Consider the following 18,927-nt stretch of genomic DNA (forward strand, 5'->3'; position numbering starts at 1 on the left):
TACCGATGGGATCTGTTGTACTGAATAGCGTGCGTAAATCGTATGGCGATGCGCAGGTCATTAAAGACGTGTCGCTGACTATCCCGGACGGCGAGTTTTGCGTCCTTGTCGGGCCCAGCGGCTGCGGGAAATCTACGCTGCTGCGCATGATCGCCGGCCTTGAGGAGATTTCCGGCGGCGAGGTGCATATCAACGAACGCAACGTCACCGATGTGGAACCGAAGCTGCGCGATATTGCGATGGTGTTCCAGAGCTACGCGCTCTACCCGCAGATGACGGTGCGTGAAAATATGGGCTTTGCCCTGAAGATGGCGCGTCTGCCGAAAGCGGATATCAACCAGAAGGTTAATGAAGCCGCTGCGCTGCTGGGACTGGAACCGCTGCTGGAGCGTTTGCCGAAAGATCTCTCAGGAGGCCAGCGCCAGCGTGTGGCGATGGGGCGGGCCATCGTACGTAAGCCGCAGGTGTTTTTATTTGATGAACCGCTCTCGAATCTTGATGCCAAGCTGCGTACTCAGGTGCGAGGCGAAATTCGCGAGCTGCATCGTCGGCTGAAAACTACCTCCGTGTATGTCACCCACGATCAGATTGAAGCCATGACAATGGGACAGATGATCGTCGTGTTGCGCGATGGGCGCATTGAGCAGGCGGGCACGCCGCTGGAACTGTATGACCAGCCCGCGAATCTGTTCGTCGCCGGGTTTATTGGCTCGCCGGAGATTAATCAGCTCCCGGGTGAGGTGGTTCTGAGTGGCGACGCGACCAGTCTGCGTCTGAAAGATGGTTCGCTGCTGGCTTTGCCTGCCGGGTTACAGGTGCGGCATGGCCAGCAGGTGGTGTATGCGATCCGCCCTGAGCAGGTCAATGTGGTCCATGAGGCCCGGGATGACGCTCTGGCGGCGAAGGTCACGGCGGTGGAAAATACCGGTTCGGATATGCAACTGTTCTGCGATACCGGCGGCGGCGCGTTCACCTCGGTATTCAAACAGAGGCTGGCAGTGAAAGAGGGCGACAGTATCTGGTTGCAGCCCAGGCTCTCCGGCGTGCATATTTTCGATGCGCAAAGCGGCCAGCGCATCGCGTGCCAGGAGGGAAATTAAGGTGGCGATGAAGCTGTATACTCTTGATGAAACCTGCCTGGAAAACGCGCGCGCGGGCTTAAAGCAGCCGTTCTCGCCGCTGCAACTGGCGCTCAGTAAGCTGGTGGCGGAGGCTGATATTCTGCGGCGTGAAGCGCCGGAGAGTGTGGTGCATAAAAAACTGCGTCCGGTGAGCGGCGATGCGCACGATTATTACAGTCTGGGCACCTACTGGTGGCCGAACCCACGGCGGCCAAACGGGCTGCCCTATATTCGCCGCGATGGGCATGTCAACCCGCAATGTGAAAATAACGACACCGATACCTCGCGCATTATCCGCATGTGCGAGCGGTGCCTGACGCTGGGGCTGGCGTGGTATTTCACCGGTCAGCGTCAGTATGCGCAGGCGGCCGCGCAGCAGATCCGCTGCTGGTTTCTTGATACCGATACGCGCATGAATCCGCATCTTAACTACGGCCAGGCAATCCCGGGGATTGTCTCCGGGCGCGGTACCGGGCTTATCGACACTCGCTTGCTGTGGATGGTGGTGGATACTATCGGGCTGATTAATACGGCGAGCGTGCTGAATACCGATGATATTATCGGCCTGCATCAGTGGTTCCGTGATTTTAATCACTGGATGTATTACAGCGAAATCGGCCACTCCGAGTACGTCTGGCACAACAACCACGGCACCTGGTATGACGCTCAGCGCACGGTTAATGCGCTGTTCTACGGCGATAAAGGGTTAGCTGCGCGGATCATTGAGCAGGGGATCACCCAGCGTATGGCGGCGCAGATTGACCAGGACGGCAAGCAGACGATGGAGCTGGAGCGCACTATTCCGTTCCACTACTCGCTGTTTAATCTGGAGGCGCATCTGTTGCTTAACCGCTACGCCGAGCATGTTGAGTTCGATCGCTGGAATGCTATCCGCGACGGGCGTGGAGTGAAGCAGGGGATTGATTATCTGGTGCCGTTTATCCGCGAACCGGATCTCTGGCCGTATAGCGATTTGCAGGGGATTGTCTGGGATAGCGCGCTGCGGGTGCTGCTGCAGTCAGTACGGGGCTATGCAAAGCAATCGGCCAGTTACCGCGAAGCGCTGAAGTGTTTGCCGCAGGAGACGCTACAGTTAAGGGAACAGCTGATGTGGTGCGCGGGTTGATAGAAACTAAATTCCAGGCCTGATAAGCGCAGCGCCATCAGGCTCGGTGCGGTAAGATGCCGGATGGCGGCGTTGCCTTATCCGGCGGACATGATTGCCGCTTACACCGCCGCGATAATCTTAATCTCGACTTTATAACGCGGGTTCATCAGCTTCGCCTGTACCGTACAGCGAACTGGCGCATGCCCTGCGACGACCCAGGCATCCCAGGCCTGGTTCATGGCCGCAAAATCGTCGCCGTCGGCGAGAAAAATGGTGGCATCAAGTATACGCGACTTGTCGCTGCCCTGTTTTTCCAGCACCGCGTCAATCTGCGCCAGTGTGTCGGCGGTTTGCGCGCAGGCGTCGGCGTCAAGGTTTGATGGTACGCCGGTGTAGTACAGCGTCTGGTTGTGAATAACAACATCAGACCAGCGGGCTTCGGCATCGATACGCGTAATAGTCATGTTCATTTCCTCGTTGTTCCGGTTCATTAAGCTGCGGCAAGACTGCCACAATGTTTCTCCTGCGTCACTACCCGTGCTGGCGAAAACCACGCCACCCTGACATAATCACTGTCCAAATAACCAGGGGGTAATGTGATCGACGATTTTGCAGCAGACGGCCAGCTGGCCAGCGCGATTGCGGGATTTAAACCACGCGAACCGCAGCGCCAGATGGCTTTCGCCGTCGCCAGCGCGATTGAAGAAACCCGCCCGCTGGTGGTTGAGGCGGGCACCGGGACCGGCAAAACCTACGCTTATCTGGCGCCTGCGCTACGGGCCAACAAGAAAGTCATTATCTCCACCGGCTCGAAAGCATTGCAGGATCAGCTCTACAGCCGGGATTTGCCCACCGTCGCCAACGCGCTGAAGTTCACCGGCAAACTGGCCTTGCTGAAAGGGCGTTCCAACTACCTCTGCCTTGAGCGTCTTGAGCAACAGGCGCTTGCCGGAGGGGATCTGCCGGTACAAACCCTCAGCGATGTGATTCTGCTGCGCTCGTGGTCGAATCAAACCGTGGATGGCGATATCAGCACCTGCGTGAGCGTTGCCGAAGACTCGCTGGCCTGGCCGCTGGTGACCAGCACCAACGATAATTGCCTCGGTAGCGACTGCCCGCTATATAAAGAGTGCTTTGTGGTGAAAGCGCGTAAAAAGGCGATGGATGCCGACGTGGTGGTCGTTAACCACCATCTGTTTCTTGCCGATATGGTGGTGAAAGAGAGCGGCTTTGCCGAGCTTATTCCGGAGGCGGAAGTGATGATCTTCGATGAAGCGCATCAGTTGCCGGATATCGCCAGCCAGTACTTTGGCCAGTCGCTCTCCAGCCGCCAGTTGCTGGATCTGGCGAAAGATATCACTATTGCTTATCGCACCGAGTTAAAAGATACCCGGCAGTTGCAGAAATGCGCTGACCGTCTTGCCCAGAGCACGCAGGATTTTCGCCTGCAGCTCGGGGAGCCAGGCTATCGCGGCAATTTGCGCGATCTGCTGGCGGATAACAATATTCAGCGCGCGTTGCTGCTCCTCGATGATGCGCTGGAGCTGTGCTACGACGTGGCAAAGCTGTCGCTGGGGCGCTCAGCGTTGCTGGATGCCGCTTTCGAACGGGCAACGATTTACCGTGGCCGCCTCAAACGGCTGAAAGAGACCAACCAGCCGGGCTTTAGCTACTGGTATGAATGCACTTCCCGTCACTTCACCCTGGCGCTGACTCCGCTCACGGTGGCGGATAAATTTAAAGACGTTATGACGCAAAAGTCCGGGAGCTGGATCTTTACCTCGGCGACGCTGTCGGTAAACGACGATTTGCACCATTTCACCGATCGTCTGGGGATTAGCGAAGCGCAAACGCTGCTGCTGCCCAGCCCCTTTGACTATGCCCATCAGGCGCTGCTCTGCGTGCCGCGTAATTTACCTTTGCCGAACAAGCCCGGCGCAGCGCGGCATCTGGCGGCAATGCTTAAACCGCTGATTGAAGCCAATGACGGGCGCTGTTTTATGCTGTGTACCTCGCACGCCATGATGCGCGATCTGGCGGAACAGTTCCGCGCGACCATGACCCTGCCGGTGCTGTTACAAGGGGAAACCAGTAAGGGCCAGCTTTTGCAGCAGTTCGTGAGCGCCGGGAATGCGTTGCTGGTGGCGACCAGCAGCTTCTGGGAAGGGGTGGACGTGCGCGGCGATACCCTCTCGCTGGTGATTATCGACAAACTGCCGTTCACCTCGCCGGACGATCCGCTCCTCAAAGCGCGCATGGAAGATTGTCGTCTGCGCGGCGGCGATCCTTTCGATGAGGTCCAGCTACCGGATGCGGTGATTACGCTAAAACAGGGGGTGGGGCGCCTGATTCGCGACATTGACGATCGCGGGGTGCTGGTGATCTGCGATAACCGTCTGGTGATGCGCCCCTATGGCGCGGTGTTTCTCGCCAGCTTACCGCCCGCGCCGCGGACTCGCGATATCCGTCGGGCGATACGTTTTCTTGCGCTGCCGCCAGCGAGGTAATCTGGCGCAATATGTGGTAAGCTGCGCGCCATTTTGTGAATCTGCTATACCCAATGCATTTCGAGTGGCTTTGCGGCGGCAAGGGTGTGGTTCCCCGGAACATAGATAACGATGTGACGGGGATGAATGCACATAGCCCTGGCAAAATGTTGCTGGAAATACGAAGGGTATATAACGAGAGCGTGACGATCCATGCGAATTCTGGCTATCGATACCGCCACGGAAGCTTGCTCCGCGGCGCTGTGGAATGATGGCACCCTTAGTGCTCATTTTGAAATCTGTCCCCGTGAACATACGCAACGAATCCTGCCGCTGGTGCAGGATCTCCTCACTGAAAGCGGCATCCTACTGACCGGGCTTAATGCGCTGGCCTTTGGCCGCGGGCCGGGCAGTTTTACCGGCGTGCGTATCGGTATCGGTATCGCGCAGGGGCTGGCGCTGGGCGCTGAGTTGCCGATGATTGGCGTCTCTTCGCTGGCGACTATGGCCCAGGGGGCATGGCGCAAAACCGGCGCAACGCGCGTTCTGGCGGCGATTGACGCCAGAATGGGGGAAGTCTACTGGGCAGAATATCAGCGCGACGCGCAGGGCGTCTGGCACGGCGAAGCGAGTGAGTCGGTGCTCAAGCCTGAAGCGGTGAGCGAGCGGCTACAGCGGCTGGAAGGTGAGTGGGCGACAGTCGGAACTGGCTGGCAGGCGTGGCCGGAGATGGCTAAGGGCTCCGGTTTGACGCTGGTTGACGGGGAGATTCAGCTTCCTGAAGCTCAGGATATGCTGCCGCTGGCTTGTTACCTGTTTACGGCGGGTAAAACCGTGGCGGTTGAACACGCGGAACCAGTTTATTTGCGTAATGAAGTGGCCTGGAAGAAACTTCCAGGCCGCGAATGAATCTCAGTAACACCAGGCCTGAGAAGAAGGAGTTGCATCATGGCGGATCAAAAAACCGCAGTGCGTTGGTTAGTGGCGGCAGTGGTTGTCGCCGCGCTGAGTGGGTGCGCTTCGGTACCGGATGCCATTAAAGGCACCAGCCCGACGCCACAGCAGGATTTAATTCGGGTGATGAACGCGCCGCAGCTGTATGTTGGCCAGGAAGCGCGTTTTGGCGGTAAAGTTGTCAGCGTGCAGAATCAGCAGGGTAAAACCCGTTTAGAGATCGCGACTGTCAAGCTGGACAACGCTGCGCGTCCGGAACTGGGGGAACCTTCGCGCGGGCGCATTTTTGCCGATGTGAACGGGTTTCTCGATCCGGTAGATTTTCGTGGTCAACTGGTTACCGTCGTTGGCCCGATCACCGGTGTCGTGAATGGCAAAGTGGGCAGTACGCCATATAAATTCATGCTGATGAATGCGACGGGCTATAAGCGCTGGAACGTCGTGCAGCAGGTGGTGATGCCGCCGCAGCCATTTGACCCGTGGCTGTTCGGCCCACGACCCTGGGGTTACGGATACGGTGGTTGGGGCTGGGGCTGGTATAATCAGGGCCCGGCAGAAGTGAGAAACGTTGTAACTGAATGATTTTGTAGTTTTTATAAGTTAAAAGAAACAGCGGCTGGTCCGCTGTTTCTTCGTTTTCAGTCAAATAAGAAAAATAAATAGTGACGCGCTTCGCAACCTGTAAAACGGCTGATTAATAAACTGGTACGCTGAGTTAATATAATGTTAACAGAATGATTTTTAATCAGGGGCTGTGATGACGACGAATAGCTATTTCAGAGGTGATGCAGTGAAAAAGGTTTGGCTAAACCGTTATCCCGCAGATGTTCCCGCGGAGATAAACCCTGACCGCTATCAATCCCTGGTTGAACTGTTTGAACAATCCGTAACCCGTTATGCTGACCAACCGGCATTTATCAATATGGGTGAGGTGATGACCTACCGGAAGCTGGAGGAGCGCAGCCGGGCGTTCGCCGCTTATCTTCAGGAGGGATTAGGTTTACAAAAAGGCGACCGTGTTGCCCTGATGATGCCTAACTTATTGCAATATCCGGTGGCGCTGTTTGGTATCCTGCGCGCAGGGATGATCGTGGTAAACGTTAACCCGCTATACACGCCGCGTGAACTGGAGCACCAGCTTAATGACAGCGGGGCGGCGGCCATTGTGATTGTCTCTAACTTTGCACACACCCTGGAGAAGGTGGTCGATAAAACCCAGGTGAAGCACGTAATTTTAACGCGTATGGGCGATCAGCTCTCTACGGCAAAAGGGACGCTGGTGAACTTTGTGGTGAAGTACATTAAGCGGCTGGTGCCCAAATACCATCTGCCGGACGCGATCTCATTTCGTCGTGCGTTGCAGCACGGCTACCGAATGCAGTACATCAAACCGGAAATTGTTTCACAGGATCTCGCTTTCCTCCAGTATACCGGCGGGACAACCGGCGTGGCGAAAGGGGCAATGCTGACTCACCGCAATATGCTGGCGAACCTTGAGCAGGTGAATGCCACCTACGGGCCGCTGCTGCATCGCGGGAAAGAGCTGGTGGTCACCGCGCTGCCGCTGTATCACATCTTTGCGCTGACCATGAACTGTCTGCTGTTTATTGAACGGGGTGGGCAGAATCTGCTGATTACTAATCCGCGCGATATTCCAGGTATGGTCAAAGAGCTGGCGAAATACCCCTTCACCGCCATGACCGGGGTAAATACCCTGTTTAACGCTCTGCTTAATAACAAAGCGTTTCAGGAACTCGACTTCTCCTCTCTGCATCTTTCCGCCGGTGGCGGGATGCCGGTACAGCAGGTGGTCGCTGAGCGCTGGGTGAAGCTGACCGGGCAATATCTTCTGGAAGGCTATGGCCTGACGGAGTGCGCGCCGCTGGTGAGCGTTAACCCGCACGATATTGATTATCACAGCGGCAGTATTGGTCTGCCGGTGCCCTCCACTGAAGCGAAACTGGTGGATGACGACGATAATGACGTGCCGCCGGGCGAGCCGGGCGAGCTGTGTGTGAAAGGGCCGCAGGTGATGTTGGGCTACTGGCAACGCCCGGATGAGACGGCTGAAATCATTAAGGATGGCTGGCTGCATACCGGCGATATCGCGATAATGGATGAAGAGGGGTTTCTGCGCATCGTCGATCGTAAGAAAGATATGATCCTCGTATCCGGGTTCAACGTCTATCCTAATGAAATTGAAGATGTGGTCATGCAACACCCCGGCGTGCAGGAAGTCGCTGCGGTGGGCGTGCCGTCAGGTAGCAGCGGTGAAACCGTCAAAATTTTCGTGGTTAAGAAAGCCCCGGCGCTGACGGAAGAGATGCTTATTACCTTTTGCCGTCGTCAGTTGACCGGCTACAAGGTTCCGAAGCTGGTCGAGTTTCGCGATGAACTGCCAAAATCCAATGTCGGTAAAATTTTACGGCGAGAACTGCGTGACGAAGCCCGCGCTAAAGTAGACAATAAAGCCTGAGCTAAGAGTGAATCGCCAGACGCCGGCTAAGCCGGCGTTTTTTATGGGCGCAAGTTAAGAGAGTACGATTTGAACTATCAGATGATCACCACCGATGATGGCCTTCGCGCCATCTGTGAAGCGGCAAGCGCGGTTTCGGCCATTGCGCTGGATACGGAATTTGTCCGTACTCGTACCTATTATCCCCAACTCGGTCTGCTTCAGCTGTTTGATGGCGAACAGGTTTTCTTGATTGACCCACTGGTCATTACAGACTGGGCGCCGATGCGTGAACTGCTGCTGAATAAAAACGTGACTAAATATCTGCATGCCGGCAGTGAAGATCTGGAAGTGTTTCTTAATGCTTTTCATTTGATGCCGCAACCGCTAATCGACACGCAAATTCTGGCCGCGTTTTGCGGACGTCCGATGTCATGGGGATTTGCATCGATGGTCGAAGAGTATAGCGGCGTGGCGCTGGACAAAAGCGAATCACGGACCGACTGGCTGGCCCGTCCGTTAACGGAACGCCAGTGCATTTATGCTGCTGCGGATGTCTGGTACCTGCTACCTATCGCCAACAAGTTAATGGCTGAAACTGAAGGCGCCGGCTGGCTATCCGCCGCGTTGGATGAATGCCAGTTAATGCAGCAGCGTCGTCAGGAGGTTCAGGATCCGGCGCAGGCGTGGCGCGATATCGGCAATGCCTGGCAACTGCGCACTCGCCAGTTGGGGTGTCTGCAACTGCTGGCCGACTGGCGTTTACGTAAAGCGCGCGAGCGTGACCTGGCGGTCAACTTTGTCATTCGAGAGGAACATCTGTGGAACGTCGCGCGCTATATGCCTGGCAGCCTGGGGGAGCTTGATAGCCTGGGGTTATCGGGCAGCGAAATTCGCTTCCACGGTAAGACGTTGATAAGCCTTGTCGAAAAAGCGCAGGCGCTGCCGAAAGAGGCGTTGCCAGAGCCGCTACAGAACCTGGTTGATATGCCGGGGTATCGCAAGGTGTTTAAAGCGATTAAAGCGCTGGTACAGACGGTGAGCGTGGAGAAGGGCATAAGTGCGGAACTGCTGGCATCGAGAAGGCAGATTAATCAGTTGTTGAACGGGCACTGGGGGCTGAAAAACGGCAACGGGGAGCCAGAACTGATTTCCGGCTGGCGTGGTGAATTGATGGCCGATCGCCTGAAGGCGCTATTAAGCGAGTATCCGCGTTCAGAGATTTAACGCGGGTGAGCGCACAGGGAGGGAAATAACCGGCGTCGCATAGCGTTGCCGGTTTTTTACCACCTCGCAGGGTCAGGATTTCGACTCTTCGGTTTCCGGCAGGGTGACGTTCAACTCCAGAATCGAGATATCGCCGTCTTTCTGCTCCAACTGTACGCTGACCATTTCCGGGTCGATCTGCACATACTTACAAATCACTTCCAGAATGTCTTTGCGCAACTGCGGCAGATAATGCGGTTCCGCATCGCTGCGACGACGTTCCGCGACAATGATTTGCAGGCGTTCTTTCGCAATGTTGGCCGTGTTCTTTTTCCGCGAGAGAAAAAAGTCGAGTAATGCCATAATTTATCCTCCGAACAGGCGTTTGAGGAAACCTTTCTTCTCTTCTTCTACGAAGCGGAAAGGACGTTCTTCTCCGAGCAGACGTTCAACGGTATCGGCGTAGGCTTTACCCGCGTCCGAAGTCTCATCCAGAATCACCGGTTCACCCTGGTTGGATGCGCGCAATACGGACTGATCTTCAGGAATGACGCCCACCAGGTTGATGCGCAGAATTTCCAGCACGTCCTCCATGCTGAGCATATCGCCCTTGTTCACTCGACCCGGATTATAGCGGGTCAGCAGCAGATGCTCTTTGATCGGATCTTCACCTTTTTCCGCCCGGCGGGATTTCGATGCAAGAATGCCAAGGATACGGTCGGAGTCGCGGACGGAGGAGACTTCCGGGTTGGTGGTGATAACGGCTTCATCCGCGAAATACAGCGCCATCAGCGCGCCGGTTTCGATACCAGCCGGAGAGTCGCAGATGATAAAATCAAAACCCATCTTTTTCAGTTCTTCGAGAACCTTGTCTACGCCTTCGCGGGTCAGGGCTTCTTTATCACGGGTCTGCGAGGCTGGAAGGATATAGAGGTTCTCCGTACGCTTGTCTTTGATAAGCGCCTGATTTAAGGTGGCGTCTCCCTGGATGACGTTGACGAAGTCATAAACGACGCGACGCTCACAGCCCATGATCAGGTCAAGGTTACGCAGACCGATATCGAAGTCGATGACGACCGTTTTTTTTCCCTTCTGGGCCAAACCAGTAGCGATGGCCGCGCTGGAGGTGGTCTTGCCAACGCCTCCTTTACCCGAAGTCACAACAATAATGCGTGCCATAGAAATTCCTTGTTAAAAGGGATTAATTCAACGATTGAATTGTCAAAGCGCTATCGCCTAAACGCAGGCGCGCCGCTTTGCCATAAAATTCGGCCGGAATGTTATCACTCAGCCAGTATTCCCCCGCGATGGACACCAGTTCCGCCGAGAGGTGGGTACAAAATATCTGGACGTCTCTGTCGCCGCCCGCGCCAGCAAGCGCGCGTCCCCGCATCATGCCATATACATGGATATTCCCATCAGCGATAAGTTCCGCGCCGGCACTCACATGGTTTGTCACAATGAGATCACAGTGTGGTGCATAAATACGCTGTCCGGAACGTACCGGCTGATCTATCAAACGCGTTTTTGTGATCTGATTAACAACTGGCGGCGGCGCTGGCGGTTCAGCAACCGCCTGACGGGGAATATGTTCTTTCCCTTCAGTTAATAAAGGAATGCCCGCACGGTCAATGTCTGCTTTCAGGCGAGGGAGCTTACATCCGCTTACGCCCATGATACGCAAACCCGTGCTCGCAATAGCTTCATGCAGCGCGCGCCAGTCGACGGCCTCTTCAATGCCGCTAATATTCACAACCACCGGAGCATGACGTAAAAAGGCGGGGGCCTGGGCGATTTTTTCTTCTAACGCCTGACGAATAACCTCGGGACTTGCATCGTGCAAATGAACAACGGATAAGGTGAAGCTACTTCCCTTAAGTTCGATTGGCGTATTTGACATCCTGGCCTTACTCAATTTGCTGTTTATCAACCGGCGAAGTGCGGTGATATTCCGAAGACTAAAAGGCATGTTATAGTCACTCATATATTGAGGCAAGTGACCATAGGTCTAATTCCGAGTAAAACTATGTTTTGTGTGATCTATCGAAGTACTAAACGTGAGCAAACCTATTTATATGTCGAAAAAAAGGACGATTTTTCCCGCGTTCCCGACGAATTAATGCGTAGCTTCGGTATGCCTAAACTGGCAATGATTCTGCCGCTCGATGGACGGAAAAAACTGATTCAAGCCGATTTAGAGAACGTGAAGCAGGCGCTGACCGATCAGGGCTACTACCTGCAACTTCCTCCTCCACCTGAAAATTTACTCAAGAAACACCTGGCGGAACAGGGGAATAAATCTGATTAACCCACTGAGGGCAAATAAATAATGTACCAACATCATAACTGGCAGGGCGCGTTACTGGATTATCCGGTAAGCAAAGTGGTTTGCGTAGGTAGCAACTATGCTAAACATATCAAAGAGATGGGCAGTGCGACGCCGGAAGAGCCGGTGCTGTTTATTAAACCTGAAACGGCGCTGTGCGACATTCGCCAGCCGTTAGTGCTTCCTGAAGGTCTGGGGTCGGTGCATCATGAAGTCGAGCTGGCGGTGCTGATTGGCGGCACCTTACGGCAGGCGACGGAAGAGCACGTGTTGAAGGCTATCGCAGGCTATGGCGTGGCCCTTGATTTGACCCTTCGCGATTTGCAGGGAAAAATGAAAAAGGCTGGTCAGCCCTGGGAAAAAGCGAAAGGCTTTGATAACGCCTGTCCAATTTCCGGGTTTATTCCGGTGGCGGAATTTCATGGCGATGTGCAGAATACGCCGCTGAGCCTGAAGGTAAATGGTGAAGTGCGTCAGCACGGCACAACGGCTGATATGATCCACAAAATCGCGCCGTTGATTGCGTATATGTCGCGTTTCTTCACGCTGAAAGCCGGTGACGTGGTGCTGACTGGCACGCCGGAAGGTGTTGGCCCGCTGAACGGCGGCGACGAACTGGAGATTGGTTTTAATGGATTATCGTTGACCACTCGTGTGTTGTAACGTCCGTTTGCCGCCTTTTCAGGGCGGCAAAACTTGCAACGGCGTGCCAGAGTGGTTATAAGGTGCACCCTGAATTGCAATGACGGACATCCTAATGAGCGACCAACCTTTCTGGCAACAAAAAACACTGGATGAAATGAGCGATGCGGAGTGGGAATCACTCTGCGATGGCTGTGGACAGTGCTGCCTGCATAAGCTGATGGATGAGGATACCGACGAGATTTATTTCACTAACGTCGCTTGCCGTCAGCTCAATATTAAAACCTGCCAGTGTCGTAACTATGCGCGCCGTTTCGAATATGAGCCGGATTGCATTAAGTTAACGCGCGACAATTTGCCAACGTTTGAATGGCTGCCGATGACCTGCGCGTATCGCCTGCTGGCGGAAGGAAAGCCGTTACCCTCCTGGCATCCGCTATTGACGGGTTCGAAGGCCGCTATGCACGGTGAGCGGATTTCCGTTCGCCATATCGCGGTAAAAGAGTCCAGCGTGGTTGACTGGCAGGATCATATCCTCAATAAGCCGGATTGGGCCAGTTGATGTCATGATTTATACGCTATTTTTCCTGCACAGAAATGGCGTGGGGCAGCCTATTGGTTTTATCCTCAAACAATGATCATCCCGCTGGTTTAGCCGCGTCGAGGGCGCCGGGTGTATGAACGGACGAAGATGGATTATGACACCTGCAGTCGGTTATGGCGCATTTACTATGGCCGCACTGGATGTCGCGGCGCCATCTGACTGGATGTTTGCTGCAGAATTCCAGTCCTTGCCCATAAGCGTGCTGTCGGATTCACTGGACGAAGAGTGGGTTACATCGTCATCGTTTGGTAGCGTCGAGCCTTCAATATCTTCTTTCGTACCCGCCAGATCTGGCATAGTGCTTGACCATTTTCCGTCGCTTGAGTAAGTATCGAACCCGTTGACCCCATTTGGAATACTGCTGGATGTCGTTCCATCATCATGAAAGCACAACTGCCCGCCTATATTATTAGATTCGCAATATGACGCTGCCGAGGAGAACGATACAGAGGACAGCGTAGCCAACAACAAAACAAATTTAACTTTACCCATCGCTGTCACCCTCAGTTGACTGTACAGGATAACTATCATGCACGGGCTGTTGTAAATGTGTTTGAATTTGTAATTCAACATGTCGGAGGGGGCCACTGTCACTAACGGATCGAAAATGGGCTTTCGCATTTTCAGACGGTTAACATGCTCCTTGACAACACGATTACGCAGTTGCAGGTGATGGCTTCACACATCAGACTCATAAAACGGAAGGCATAATTTTCTTCCGCCTGATTCGCGGAAGGCCCGCTTTTTATCCGTTGTTGACAGCAATACATGTTATCAACGGCTGCCTGTTTGATGATGAGGAAAAAAAACCGCCAGGAATATGGCGGCGTCAAATCTGACAAGAGATATGCAACACATCATCATTCCGTGGTTAACCACGATCCTCAAGGGTGTGAGGTATGTAAATCATAATCCAACAATCCGGTAACAAAATGGATAATTTATGGAATCGTCAGCTTCCCGGTTGGTAGCCGTGGCAAGAACGACTGAGCGAGCAATCGCTAACGACAGATAACATGGTTGAGGTCGGGACAGGTGGCGGGTGTCGATAGCGCGCGCAAAGTGGAGCACGGGATATTGGCATTCCGGCCAGATTTGCAAGGGCGGCCGGTGGTCGTCCTGTCAAACAATGGTGGTCGCGTGGTCTGCTGATGCTATGGGATTGAAAGGCAATGGCCCTTATGGCCTTAAGTGTATTTGCTCAAACCTTATCGCAAGAGAATTCCTCAAGTGAGAAATTGATAAAGGCCCGAATTTTGGGTGTCATTCTTCTATCCCTGAGATATAACAACCATACTTGCCTTTCTCTTATACGCCATCCCTGAAACAGGCGTACCAGTCTCCCCGAGATTATGTCCTCCGACAGGAGTATTTCTGGCTGCATAACAATCCCAAGCCCTGACCGGGCGGCTATCCGCAGCGCCTGCCCATTATTCACAGTCAGTTTACTCTGTATAGGGATTTCAATTTGCTCCTCACCTCTGCTCAGTTTCCATGGAGAACGGGATGAGGTAGAGAGAGAAAGTAGCTGATGTGCGAAAAGTTCAGAAGGATGTTCAGGTGTTCCATATATATTAAGATAGTCGCGTGATGCGCAGACCGCCATACGATATGGCATTAATGGTCGGCCAATCATATTGCTGTCATCCAGTTCGCCGATCCTGAAAGCAATGTCTATTCCTTCATCAACCAGATCGATGACCCGGTCAGTCAGAGTAATATCAATCTCAACATCCGGTGCCATTTCCCTGTAACGCGGCAGTGCGGGTATGAGGCATTCTGTGCCAAAAGATACAGGGGCTGTTAGTCTCAGTTTTCCACTAAAGGAATGCTGCAATCCCTCAGCCTGTGTTTCAGAGATGGCGACTCTTTCCAGTATGTCATGACACTGCTCCAGATAACTGCTCCCGAAATCGGTCAGCTTTTGCTTGCGCGTTGTCCGGTTCAGAAGACGCATTCCCAGTCGCTCTTCCAGTGATGCTATATGCTGGCCCACCATTGCCGGGGTAATGTGCAGCTTTCTTGATGCAGCACTCATCGAGCCAGCTCTGGCAACTTCGGCAAAAACAGTCATCGCCCGGAAAAGATCCATTTGATACCTTTACTTTAAAGTCATTAAATTTATAAGACGATTATCTTTAAAAAAGTATTTTATTACCATCCCGGATGCACTTAATAACATCCGGAGAAATGATGAACAAATTACGTTTCGTGGACAAAACAGTTGTTGTTACTGGCGCCGGTAGTGGAATGGGGCGGGCGGCAGCAATAAGGCTCGCATCGGAAGGCGCAAAGGTCATGCTCCTTGGGCGACAGGTGGGAGGACTCGAAGAAGTACGAGATGAAATAAAACATGCAGGGGGTTTTGCTGAGGTTTTTCCGTGTGATATCAGAAGTGAAAGCCAGGTAAAAGAAACCTTTATACAGGTTGCTTCTGTTTTCCAGCATGTTGATGCCCTGTTTGCTAATGCCGGATATCTTGGTGCATTTAAACCGCTGGCTGAAGCCGACGTAGCAGATTTCAGTGAGCCGCTGGCAACCAATCTCGAAGGAACATTTCTGACAATCCGCCATTGCCTGCCTCTGATAAATAAAGGCGCTATTCTGATCAATGCTTCATGGACCACGGGGAGTGTCATGCCTGGATCCGGAATTTACGCAGCAACTAAATCGGCATTGCTTGCAATAATGCATACATTGGCCGTGGAGTGTGGTCCCCGGGGTATAAGAGTGAATGCTGTTAGCCCCGGGGTCATTCTCACCCCGATGGCAGCATCAGCGCTACCCGAAGATACCGTTAACGCACTCGCTTCACATGCATTGTTACAACGCAATGGTGTTCCTGATGACATTTCAGGGACAGTTGCGTGGCTACTTTCTGATGATGCCAGCTATGTTACCGGACAGGAAATTACGGTTGATGGCGGTTTCACGATGGGGGGAATGAGATAATAGCTTTTAAATCAGGGAGGGGCTTTGTGATGAAGATTCACTTTATCGCATGGTTACCGGAATAAAGGTCACAGCGATTTATCCTACGGCAGTGTGGCAGCCATAGTCTGCAGGCATGGCCCCATCGACAGCAATTTCCCCGGCCTCTTGTCCACCGACATCCTGGTGCAGCCTTCACGGGCGGCTTCCGGTGACAGGATAAGGGGCTGGCGGTCGTGAATATCGGCTAAACCGTGGCTGGCTCCTGCAGTGACTATCAAAAATCCTTCAGCGTCATTGCCCCGTTCAACAGGATGGAAAATAAAAGCACCACAGATATCGCGCACTAAAACAGAGAATGTGAAATCGGCCGCAGTAAGGCGCGAATTACTCTTTCTTCACGTGAAACAGCCCGCTTTCGCCATCGGCATCGTCTGCGACCCAAAAGTTAATATTGAACTGCGCATCGTCGCTTAGCTCGATACGGTGCCAGTACTGCGGTGGACTGGTGGCAAACTGACCGGCGTTTATCACCACTTTCACTTCCGGTTCAGTCGCCTGTTCATCTGCAAAACCGTAGTAGATGACAGTGCCTTCCATCACACAAAGCTGGCCAAAAACACCGGCGGCGGTGTTGTGGTGAGTCAACAGGGCAGCGGGAACATTCCGTTTGGTGAAAAACGGCGTGGAACGTTTTATTTTCCAGTCAGCGGGAATTCGCAGATGAGACATCATGTGCTCCTGAGTGAAGATAAATAAGTTGTATTTAACATGCAACTTTTAGGGGCCGACGTCAACACGCAAAAAAAAGCGCTCCCGAAGGAGCGCTTTACCCGCAATCACTCTTAGCGTCCAAAAAGATCGCGTCTTTTCGGTTTAAACGGCTGAGCAATAAGCACCAGCACGCCAACAATCAGATAGGCGGCGAAAATCCCGACCAGCCATTGCGGCATCTCCAGGGTCAGGAACTCCCATTGGCGTACGGCGCAGTCACCGGTTGCAACGAAAATCTGAGGCAGCCATTTATCCAGCGGTAACCATCCGGGAAAGCGTGCGGCAAAATCGCAGGTCTGGAAAGGGGAAGGGTGGAGCTGAATCATGGTGTGCTCCCACGACAACTGCAGCCCACGGAAGGCGCTGTAAAGCCAGATAACGATTGCTACATAGCGCAGCGGGGATTTCGGGGCGATCGCGCCGACAATACCGGCTCCCATCACGCCGAAAAGCGCGCAGCGTTCGTAAATGCACAGCACGCATGGCTGCAGCAACATCACGTGCTGGAACCACAATGCAACCAATTCAAGAATAAACGCGGTTAGCGCCATCAGGAGCCAGGCACCGCGTCCCCTTGAGCACTGGTTTAGATATCGCAACATAATCATTTCCCTGGAACATGCTAAATCATGGCAGTGTAAACGAAAACCGCACCGACGCCATCAACTCGTCTGAAAATATTCCGTAAACAAATCCTGCGTACCCGGTGAGTGCGCCGGGTACGCGCCGCGCTATTTTTATAACTGGGGCGTAACCAGCCAGCCGTGGTCGAGCATCCACTGCGTGGCCGGCATTAAGGTAAACTCGACGCACGCCAGACCAACCAGCGTCAGGACAAGGGTGTACGGCAGCGCCATCCATACCATCCGGCCGTATGAGAGACGTATCAATGGTGCCAGGGCGGATGTGAGCAGGAACAAGAACGCCGCCTGGCCGTTCGGTGTCGCCACCGATGGCAGGTTGGTGCCGGTGTTGATCGCCACCGCCAGCATCTCAAACTGCGGTAGGCCAATGGTGCCCTGTGCCAGAGCCGCCTTCACCTCATTGATGTAGACCGTGCCGACAAAAACGTTGTCGGAAATCGATGACAGCAGGCCGTTAAACAGATAAAACAGCGAAAGCTGAGCATGCGGCGACGCTTGCAGGACAAATTCAATCACCGGGGCGAACAGATGTTGATCGATAATCACCGCGACCACGGCAAAAAAGACGGTAAGCAGAGCGGTAAATGGCAGAGCTTCGGTAAACGCTTTGCCGATCGCATGTTCATCCGTGATCCCGGAGAAAGTGGTGGCCAGAATAATCACCGACAGGCCAATCAGACCGACTTCCGCAAGGTGCAGCGCCAGCGCGACGATCAGCCAGACGCCGATAATGCCCTGCGCGATAAGCCGCAGGCGATCCTGGCGGCTACGGCTATGACGGCTACGATCGTCAAAATCCTGCAGCACTTTGCGCACGGTTGGTGGCAGCGGTTCGCCATAGCCAAAAAGGTGGAATTTTTCCAGCAGCAGACAGGTTGCCAGGCCGCAGGCCAGCACAGGCAGCGTGACGGGTAACATGCGTAAGAAAAATTCACTAAAGTGCCAGCCAGCGGCTTTAGCGATAATCAGGTTTTGCGGCTCACCGACCATCGTCATCACGCCGCCGAGCGCCGTACCGACTCCCGCATGCATCATCAGGCTGCGTAAGAAACCGCGAAACTGTTCCAGCACATCGCGGTAGTGCTGTTCGATGTGGTTATCATCAAGGAGATCGTGATCATCCGGGCGCGCTGAAGCAACCTGGTGATAGATACCATAAAAACCGACGGCGACGCTAATGACCACCGCCACGACGGTCAGCGCGTCCAGAAAGGCGGAGAGGAAGGCGGACGCAATACAGAATGCCAACGACAGCAACATTTTACTGCGTATACCCAACAGCAGGCGGGTGAAGATGAACAACAGCAGCTGTTTCATGAAGTAAATCCCCGCCACCATGAACATCAGCAGCAACAGGACTTCCAGGTTAGCGGCAACTTCTTCCCGGATATGGCCGGGGGTTGTCATACCAATAAAGACAGCTTCAATCGCCAGCAGTCCCCCCGGCAGCAGCGGATAACACTTAAGCGCCATTGCCAGGGTAAAGATGAATTCAACCACCAGCAGCCATCCGGCGATAAACGGGTTGAGGTGAAAGACTAAGGGATTAATAATTAAGAAAATAATAAGCGCGAGCTTATACCAGTCCGGAGACTGGCCCAGAAAATTGCGCCAAAGGGCGCGGCCATAAGACATTTCCATGACAGCCATTCTTTCTCCGTCAAAAATTCAACACA

The 18,927-nt window shown here is 53.7% G+C and carries 20 protein-coding genes and 1 pseudogene; 11 read left to right on the forward strand and 10 right to left on the reverse strand.

Annotation, left to right across the window (positions count from 1 at the left end; translation table 11 throughout):
- The first annotated feature begins 5 nt into the window (after positions 1-5).
- On the forward strand, positions 6-1,100 hold the full coding sequence (locus FE839_RS07595) for an ABC transporter ATP-binding protein (protein ID WP_138360236.1): 1,095 nt from the start codon (positions 6-8) through the stop codon (positions 1,098-1,100).
- 7 nt (positions 1,101-1,107) lie between these two features.
- Positions 1,108-2,247 (forward strand): alginate lyase family protein, encoded by a 1,140-nt coding sequence (locus FE839_RS07600; protein WP_138360237.1) that lies wholly within the window; start codon positions 1,108-1,110, stop codon positions 2,245-2,247.
- A gap of 101 nt (positions 2,248-2,348) precedes the next feature.
- Here the strand turns inward: FE839_RS07600 and FE839_RS07605 are convergent, their stop codons facing one another.
- Positions 2,349-2,693 carry a RidA family protein gene (locus tag FE839_RS07605; protein WP_138360238.1) on the reverse strand — a complete coding sequence of 115 codons (345 nt, stop codon included), beginning with the start codon at positions 2,691-2,693 and terminating at the stop codon, positions 2,349-2,351.
- 132 nt (positions 2,694-2,825) lie between these two features.
- Between FE839_RS07605 and FE839_RS07610 the strand changes: the two genes are divergently transcribed.
- From FE839_RS07610 to rnd, 5 genes are all read left to right on the forward strand, one after another.
- Positions 2,826-4,736 (forward strand): DNA repair helicase YoaA, encoded by a 1,911-nt coding sequence (locus FE839_RS07610; protein WP_138360239.1) that lies wholly within the window; start codon positions 2,826-2,828, stop codon positions 4,734-4,736.
- A 192-nt stretch (positions 4,737-4,928) separates the two neighbouring features.
- Positions 4,929-5,624: a tRNA (adenosine(37)-N6)-threonylcarbamoyltransferase complex dimerization subunit type 1 TsaB gene (gene tsaB / locus FE839_RS07615; RefSeq protein WP_138360240.1), complete on the forward strand. Its 696-nt coding sequence runs from the start codon at positions 4,929-4,931 to the stop codon at positions 5,622-5,624.
- Positions 5,625-5,663: 39 nt separating this feature from the next.
- Positions 5,664-6,251 (forward strand): Slp family lipoprotein, encoded by a 588-nt coding sequence (locus FE839_RS07620; protein WP_138360241.1) that lies wholly within the window; start codon positions 5,664-5,666, stop codon positions 6,249-6,251.
- 208 nt (positions 6,252-6,459) lie between these two features.
- Entirely contained in the window at positions 6,460-8,145 is a 1,686-nt protein-coding gene (gene fadD / locus FE839_RS07625) for a long-chain-fatty-acid--CoA ligase FadD (protein ID WP_138360242.1), read from the forward strand.
- A gap of 81 nt (positions 8,146-8,226) precedes the next feature.
- A complete protein-coding gene (rnd, locus tag FE839_RS07630) occupies positions 8,227-9,351 on the forward strand; it encodes a ribonuclease D (protein ID WP_171034847.1) in 1,125 nt (374 codons plus the stop codon).
- A 72-nt stretch (positions 9,352-9,423) separates the two neighbouring features.
- Here the strand turns inward: rnd and minE are convergent, their stop codons facing one another.
- From minE to minC, 3 genes are read right to left on the reverse strand one after another with little or no spacing between them, the layout of a single operon-like run.
- Entirely contained in the window at positions 9,424-9,693 is a 270-nt protein-coding gene (gene minE, locus FE839_RS07635; protein ID WP_138360244.1) for a cell division topological specificity factor MinE, read from the reverse strand.
- Between the two features lie 3 nt (positions 9,694-9,696).
- Positions 9,697-10,509, reverse strand: a complete 813-nt coding sequence (gene minD / locus FE839_RS07640) for a septum site-determining protein MinD (protein WP_138360245.1) — start codon at positions 10,507-10,509, stop codon at positions 9,697-9,699.
- A 22-nt stretch (positions 10,510-10,531) separates the two neighbouring features.
- On the reverse strand, positions 10,532-11,230 hold the full coding sequence (gene minC, locus FE839_RS07645; RefSeq protein ID WP_138360387.1) for a septum site-determining protein MinC: 699 nt from the start codon (positions 11,228-11,230) through the stop codon (positions 10,532-10,534).
- Positions 11,231-11,356: 126 nt separating this feature from the next.
- On the opposite strand from minC, the gene FE839_RS07650 reads away from it, so the two are divergent.
- The 3 genes from FE839_RS07650 to FE839_RS07660 all read left to right on the forward strand — a co-directional run bounded on the left by FE839_RS07650 (position 11,357) and on the right by FE839_RS07660 (position 12,860).
- The gene (locus tag FE839_RS07650) at positions 11,357-11,638 is read left to right on the forward strand and encodes a YcgL domain-containing protein (protein WP_138360388.1); all 282 of its coding nucleotides are present in this window, start codon (positions 11,357-11,359) and stop codon (positions 11,636-11,638) included.
- Positions 11,639-11,659: 21 nt separating this feature from the next.
- A complete protein-coding gene (locus FE839_RS07655; protein WP_138360246.1) occupies positions 11,660-12,319 on the forward strand; it encodes a fumarylacetoacetate hydrolase family protein in 660 nt (219 codons plus the stop codon).
- A 94-nt stretch (positions 12,320-12,413) separates the two neighbouring features.
- Positions 12,414-12,860: a YcgN family cysteine cluster protein gene (locus FE839_RS07660; protein WP_138360247.1), complete on the forward strand. Its 447-nt coding sequence runs from the start codon at positions 12,414-12,416 to the stop codon at positions 12,858-12,860.
- 153 nt (positions 12,861-13,013) lie between these two features.
- On the opposite strand, the gene FE839_RS07665 is transcribed toward FE839_RS07660, so the two are convergent.
- Both FE839_RS07665 and FE839_RS07670 read right to left on the reverse strand, forming a co-directional pair.
- Complete coding sequence (locus FE839_RS07665) at positions 13,014-13,394, reverse strand: RND transporter (protein WP_138360248.1); 381 nt, start codon at positions 13,392-13,394, stop codon at positions 13,014-13,016.
- Positions 13,395-14,103: 709 nt separating this feature from the next.
- Positions 14,104-14,994 (reverse strand): LysR family transcriptional regulator, encoded by an 891-nt coding sequence (locus tag FE839_RS07670; RefSeq protein WP_138360249.1) that lies wholly within the window; start codon positions 14,992-14,994, stop codon positions 14,104-14,106.
- Positions 14,995-15,092: 98 nt separating this feature from the next.
- Here FE839_RS07670 and FE839_RS07675 point away from each other — a divergent pair, with 98 nt between their 5' ends.
- On the forward strand, positions 15,093-15,854 hold the full coding sequence (locus FE839_RS07675) for an SDR family NAD(P)-dependent oxidoreductase (RefSeq protein WP_241675620.1): 762 nt from the start codon (positions 15,093-15,095) through the stop codon (positions 15,852-15,854).
- Positions 15,855-15,959: 105 nt separating this feature from the next.
- On the opposite strand, the pseudogene FE839_RS24840 reads toward FE839_RS07675, so the two are convergent.
- The 4 genes and pseudogenes from FE839_RS24840 to nhaB all read right to left on the reverse strand — a co-directional run.
- Positions 15,960-16,147, reverse strand: a pseudogene (locus tag FE839_RS24840) (SOS response-associated peptidase family protein); the annotation flags it as partial.
- 73 nt (positions 16,148-16,220) lie between these two features.
- Positions 16,221-16,565 (reverse strand): TehB family protein, encoded by a 345-nt coding sequence (locus FE839_RS07685; protein WP_138360250.1) that lies wholly within the window; start codon positions 16,563-16,565, stop codon positions 16,221-16,223.
- Between the two features lie 113 nt (positions 16,566-16,678).
- Positions 16,679-17,209: a disulfide bond formation protein DsbB gene (gene dsbB / locus FE839_RS07690; protein ID WP_138360251.1), complete on the reverse strand. Its 531-nt coding sequence runs from the start codon at positions 17,207-17,209 to the stop codon at positions 16,679-16,681.
- Between the two features lie 135 nt (positions 17,210-17,344).
- Positions 17,345-18,892 carry a sodium/proton antiporter NhaB gene (gene nhaB, locus FE839_RS07695; RefSeq protein ID WP_138360390.1) on the reverse strand — a complete coding sequence of 516 codons (1,548 nt, stop codon included), beginning with the start codon at positions 18,890-18,892 and terminating at the stop codon, positions 17,345-17,347.
- Between the last annotated feature and the right edge of the window lie 35 nt (positions 18,893-18,927).

This window comes from Klebsiella indica (assembly GCF_005860775.1).
GTDB classification, from domain to species: Bacteria; Pseudomonadota; Gammaproteobacteria; order Enterobacterales; family Enterobacteriaceae; genus Klebsiella; species Klebsiella indica.

What these genes read in the sequence shown, in the direction of transcription:
- FE839_RS07650 (WP_138360388.1), top strand. Translation starts at nt 11,357, where the DNA reads ATGTTTTGTGTGATCTATCGAAGTACTAAACGTGAGCAAACCTATTTA.
- FE839_RS07670 (WP_138360249.1), bottom strand. Translation starts at nt 14,994, where the DNA reads ATGGATCTTTTCCGGGCGATGACTGTTTTTGCCGAAGTTGCCAGAGCT.
- FE839_RS07665 (WP_138360248.1), bottom strand. Translation starts at nt 13,394, where the DNA reads ATGGGTAAAGTTAAATTTGTTTTGTTGTTGGCTACGCTGTCCTCTGTA.
- FE839_RS07600 (WP_138360237.1), top strand. Translation starts at nt 1,108, where the DNA reads ATGAAGCTGTATACTCTTGATGAAACCTGCCTGGAAAACGCGCGCGCG.
- FE839_RS07655 (WP_138360246.1), top strand. Translation starts at nt 11,660, where the DNA reads ATGTACCAACATCATAACTGGCAGGGCGCGTTACTGGATTATCCGGTA.
- minE (WP_138360244.1), bottom strand. Translation starts at nt 9,693, where the DNA reads ATGGCATTACTCGACTTTTTTCTCTCGCGGAAAAAGAACACGGCCAAC.
- minC (WP_138360387.1), bottom strand. Translation starts at nt 11,230, where the DNA reads ATGTCAAATACGCCAATCGAACTTAAGGGAAGTAGCTTCACCTTATCC.
- FE839_RS07620 (WP_138360241.1), top strand. Translation starts at nt 5,664, where the DNA reads ATGGCGGATCAAAAAACCGCAGTGCGTTGGTTAGTGGCGGCAGTGGTT.
- tsaB (WP_138360240.1), top strand. Translation starts at nt 4,929, where the DNA reads ATGCGAATTCTGGCTATCGATACCGCCACGGAAGCTTGCTCCGCGGCG.
- FE839_RS07605 (WP_138360238.1), bottom strand. Translation starts at nt 2,693, where the DNA reads ATGACTATTACGCGTATCGATGCCGAAGCCCGCTGGTCTGATGTTGTT.
- FE839_RS07685 (WP_138360250.1), bottom strand. Translation starts at nt 16,565, where the DNA reads ATGTCTCATCTGCGAATTCCCGCTGACTGGAAAATAAAACGTTCCACG.
- nhaB (WP_138360390.1), bottom strand. Translation starts at nt 18,892, where the DNA reads ATGGAAATGTCTTATGGCCGCGCCCTTTGGCGCAATTTTCTGGGCCAG.
- FE839_RS07595 (WP_138360236.1), top strand. Translation starts at nt 6, where the DNA reads ATGGGATCTGTTGTACTGAATAGCGTGCGTAAATCGTATGGCGATGCG.
- dsbB (WP_138360251.1), bottom strand. Translation starts at nt 17,209, where the DNA reads ATGTTGCGATATCTAAACCAGTGCTCAAGGGGACGCGGTGCCTGGCTC.
- FE839_RS07675 (WP_241675620.1), top strand. Translation starts at nt 15,093, where the DNA reads ATGATGAACAAATTACGTTTCGTGGACAAAACAGTTGTTGTTACTGGC.
- FE839_RS07660 (WP_138360247.1), top strand. Translation starts at nt 12,414, where the DNA reads ATGAGCGACCAACCTTTCTGGCAACAAAAAACACTGGATGAAATGAGC.
- minD (WP_138360245.1), bottom strand. Translation starts at nt 10,509, where the DNA reads ATGGCACGCATTATTGTTGTGACTTCGGGTAAAGGAGGCGTTGGCAAG.
- rnd (WP_171034847.1), top strand. Translation starts at nt 8,227, where the DNA reads ATGATCACCACCGATGATGGCCTTCGCGCCATCTGTGAAGCGGCAAGC.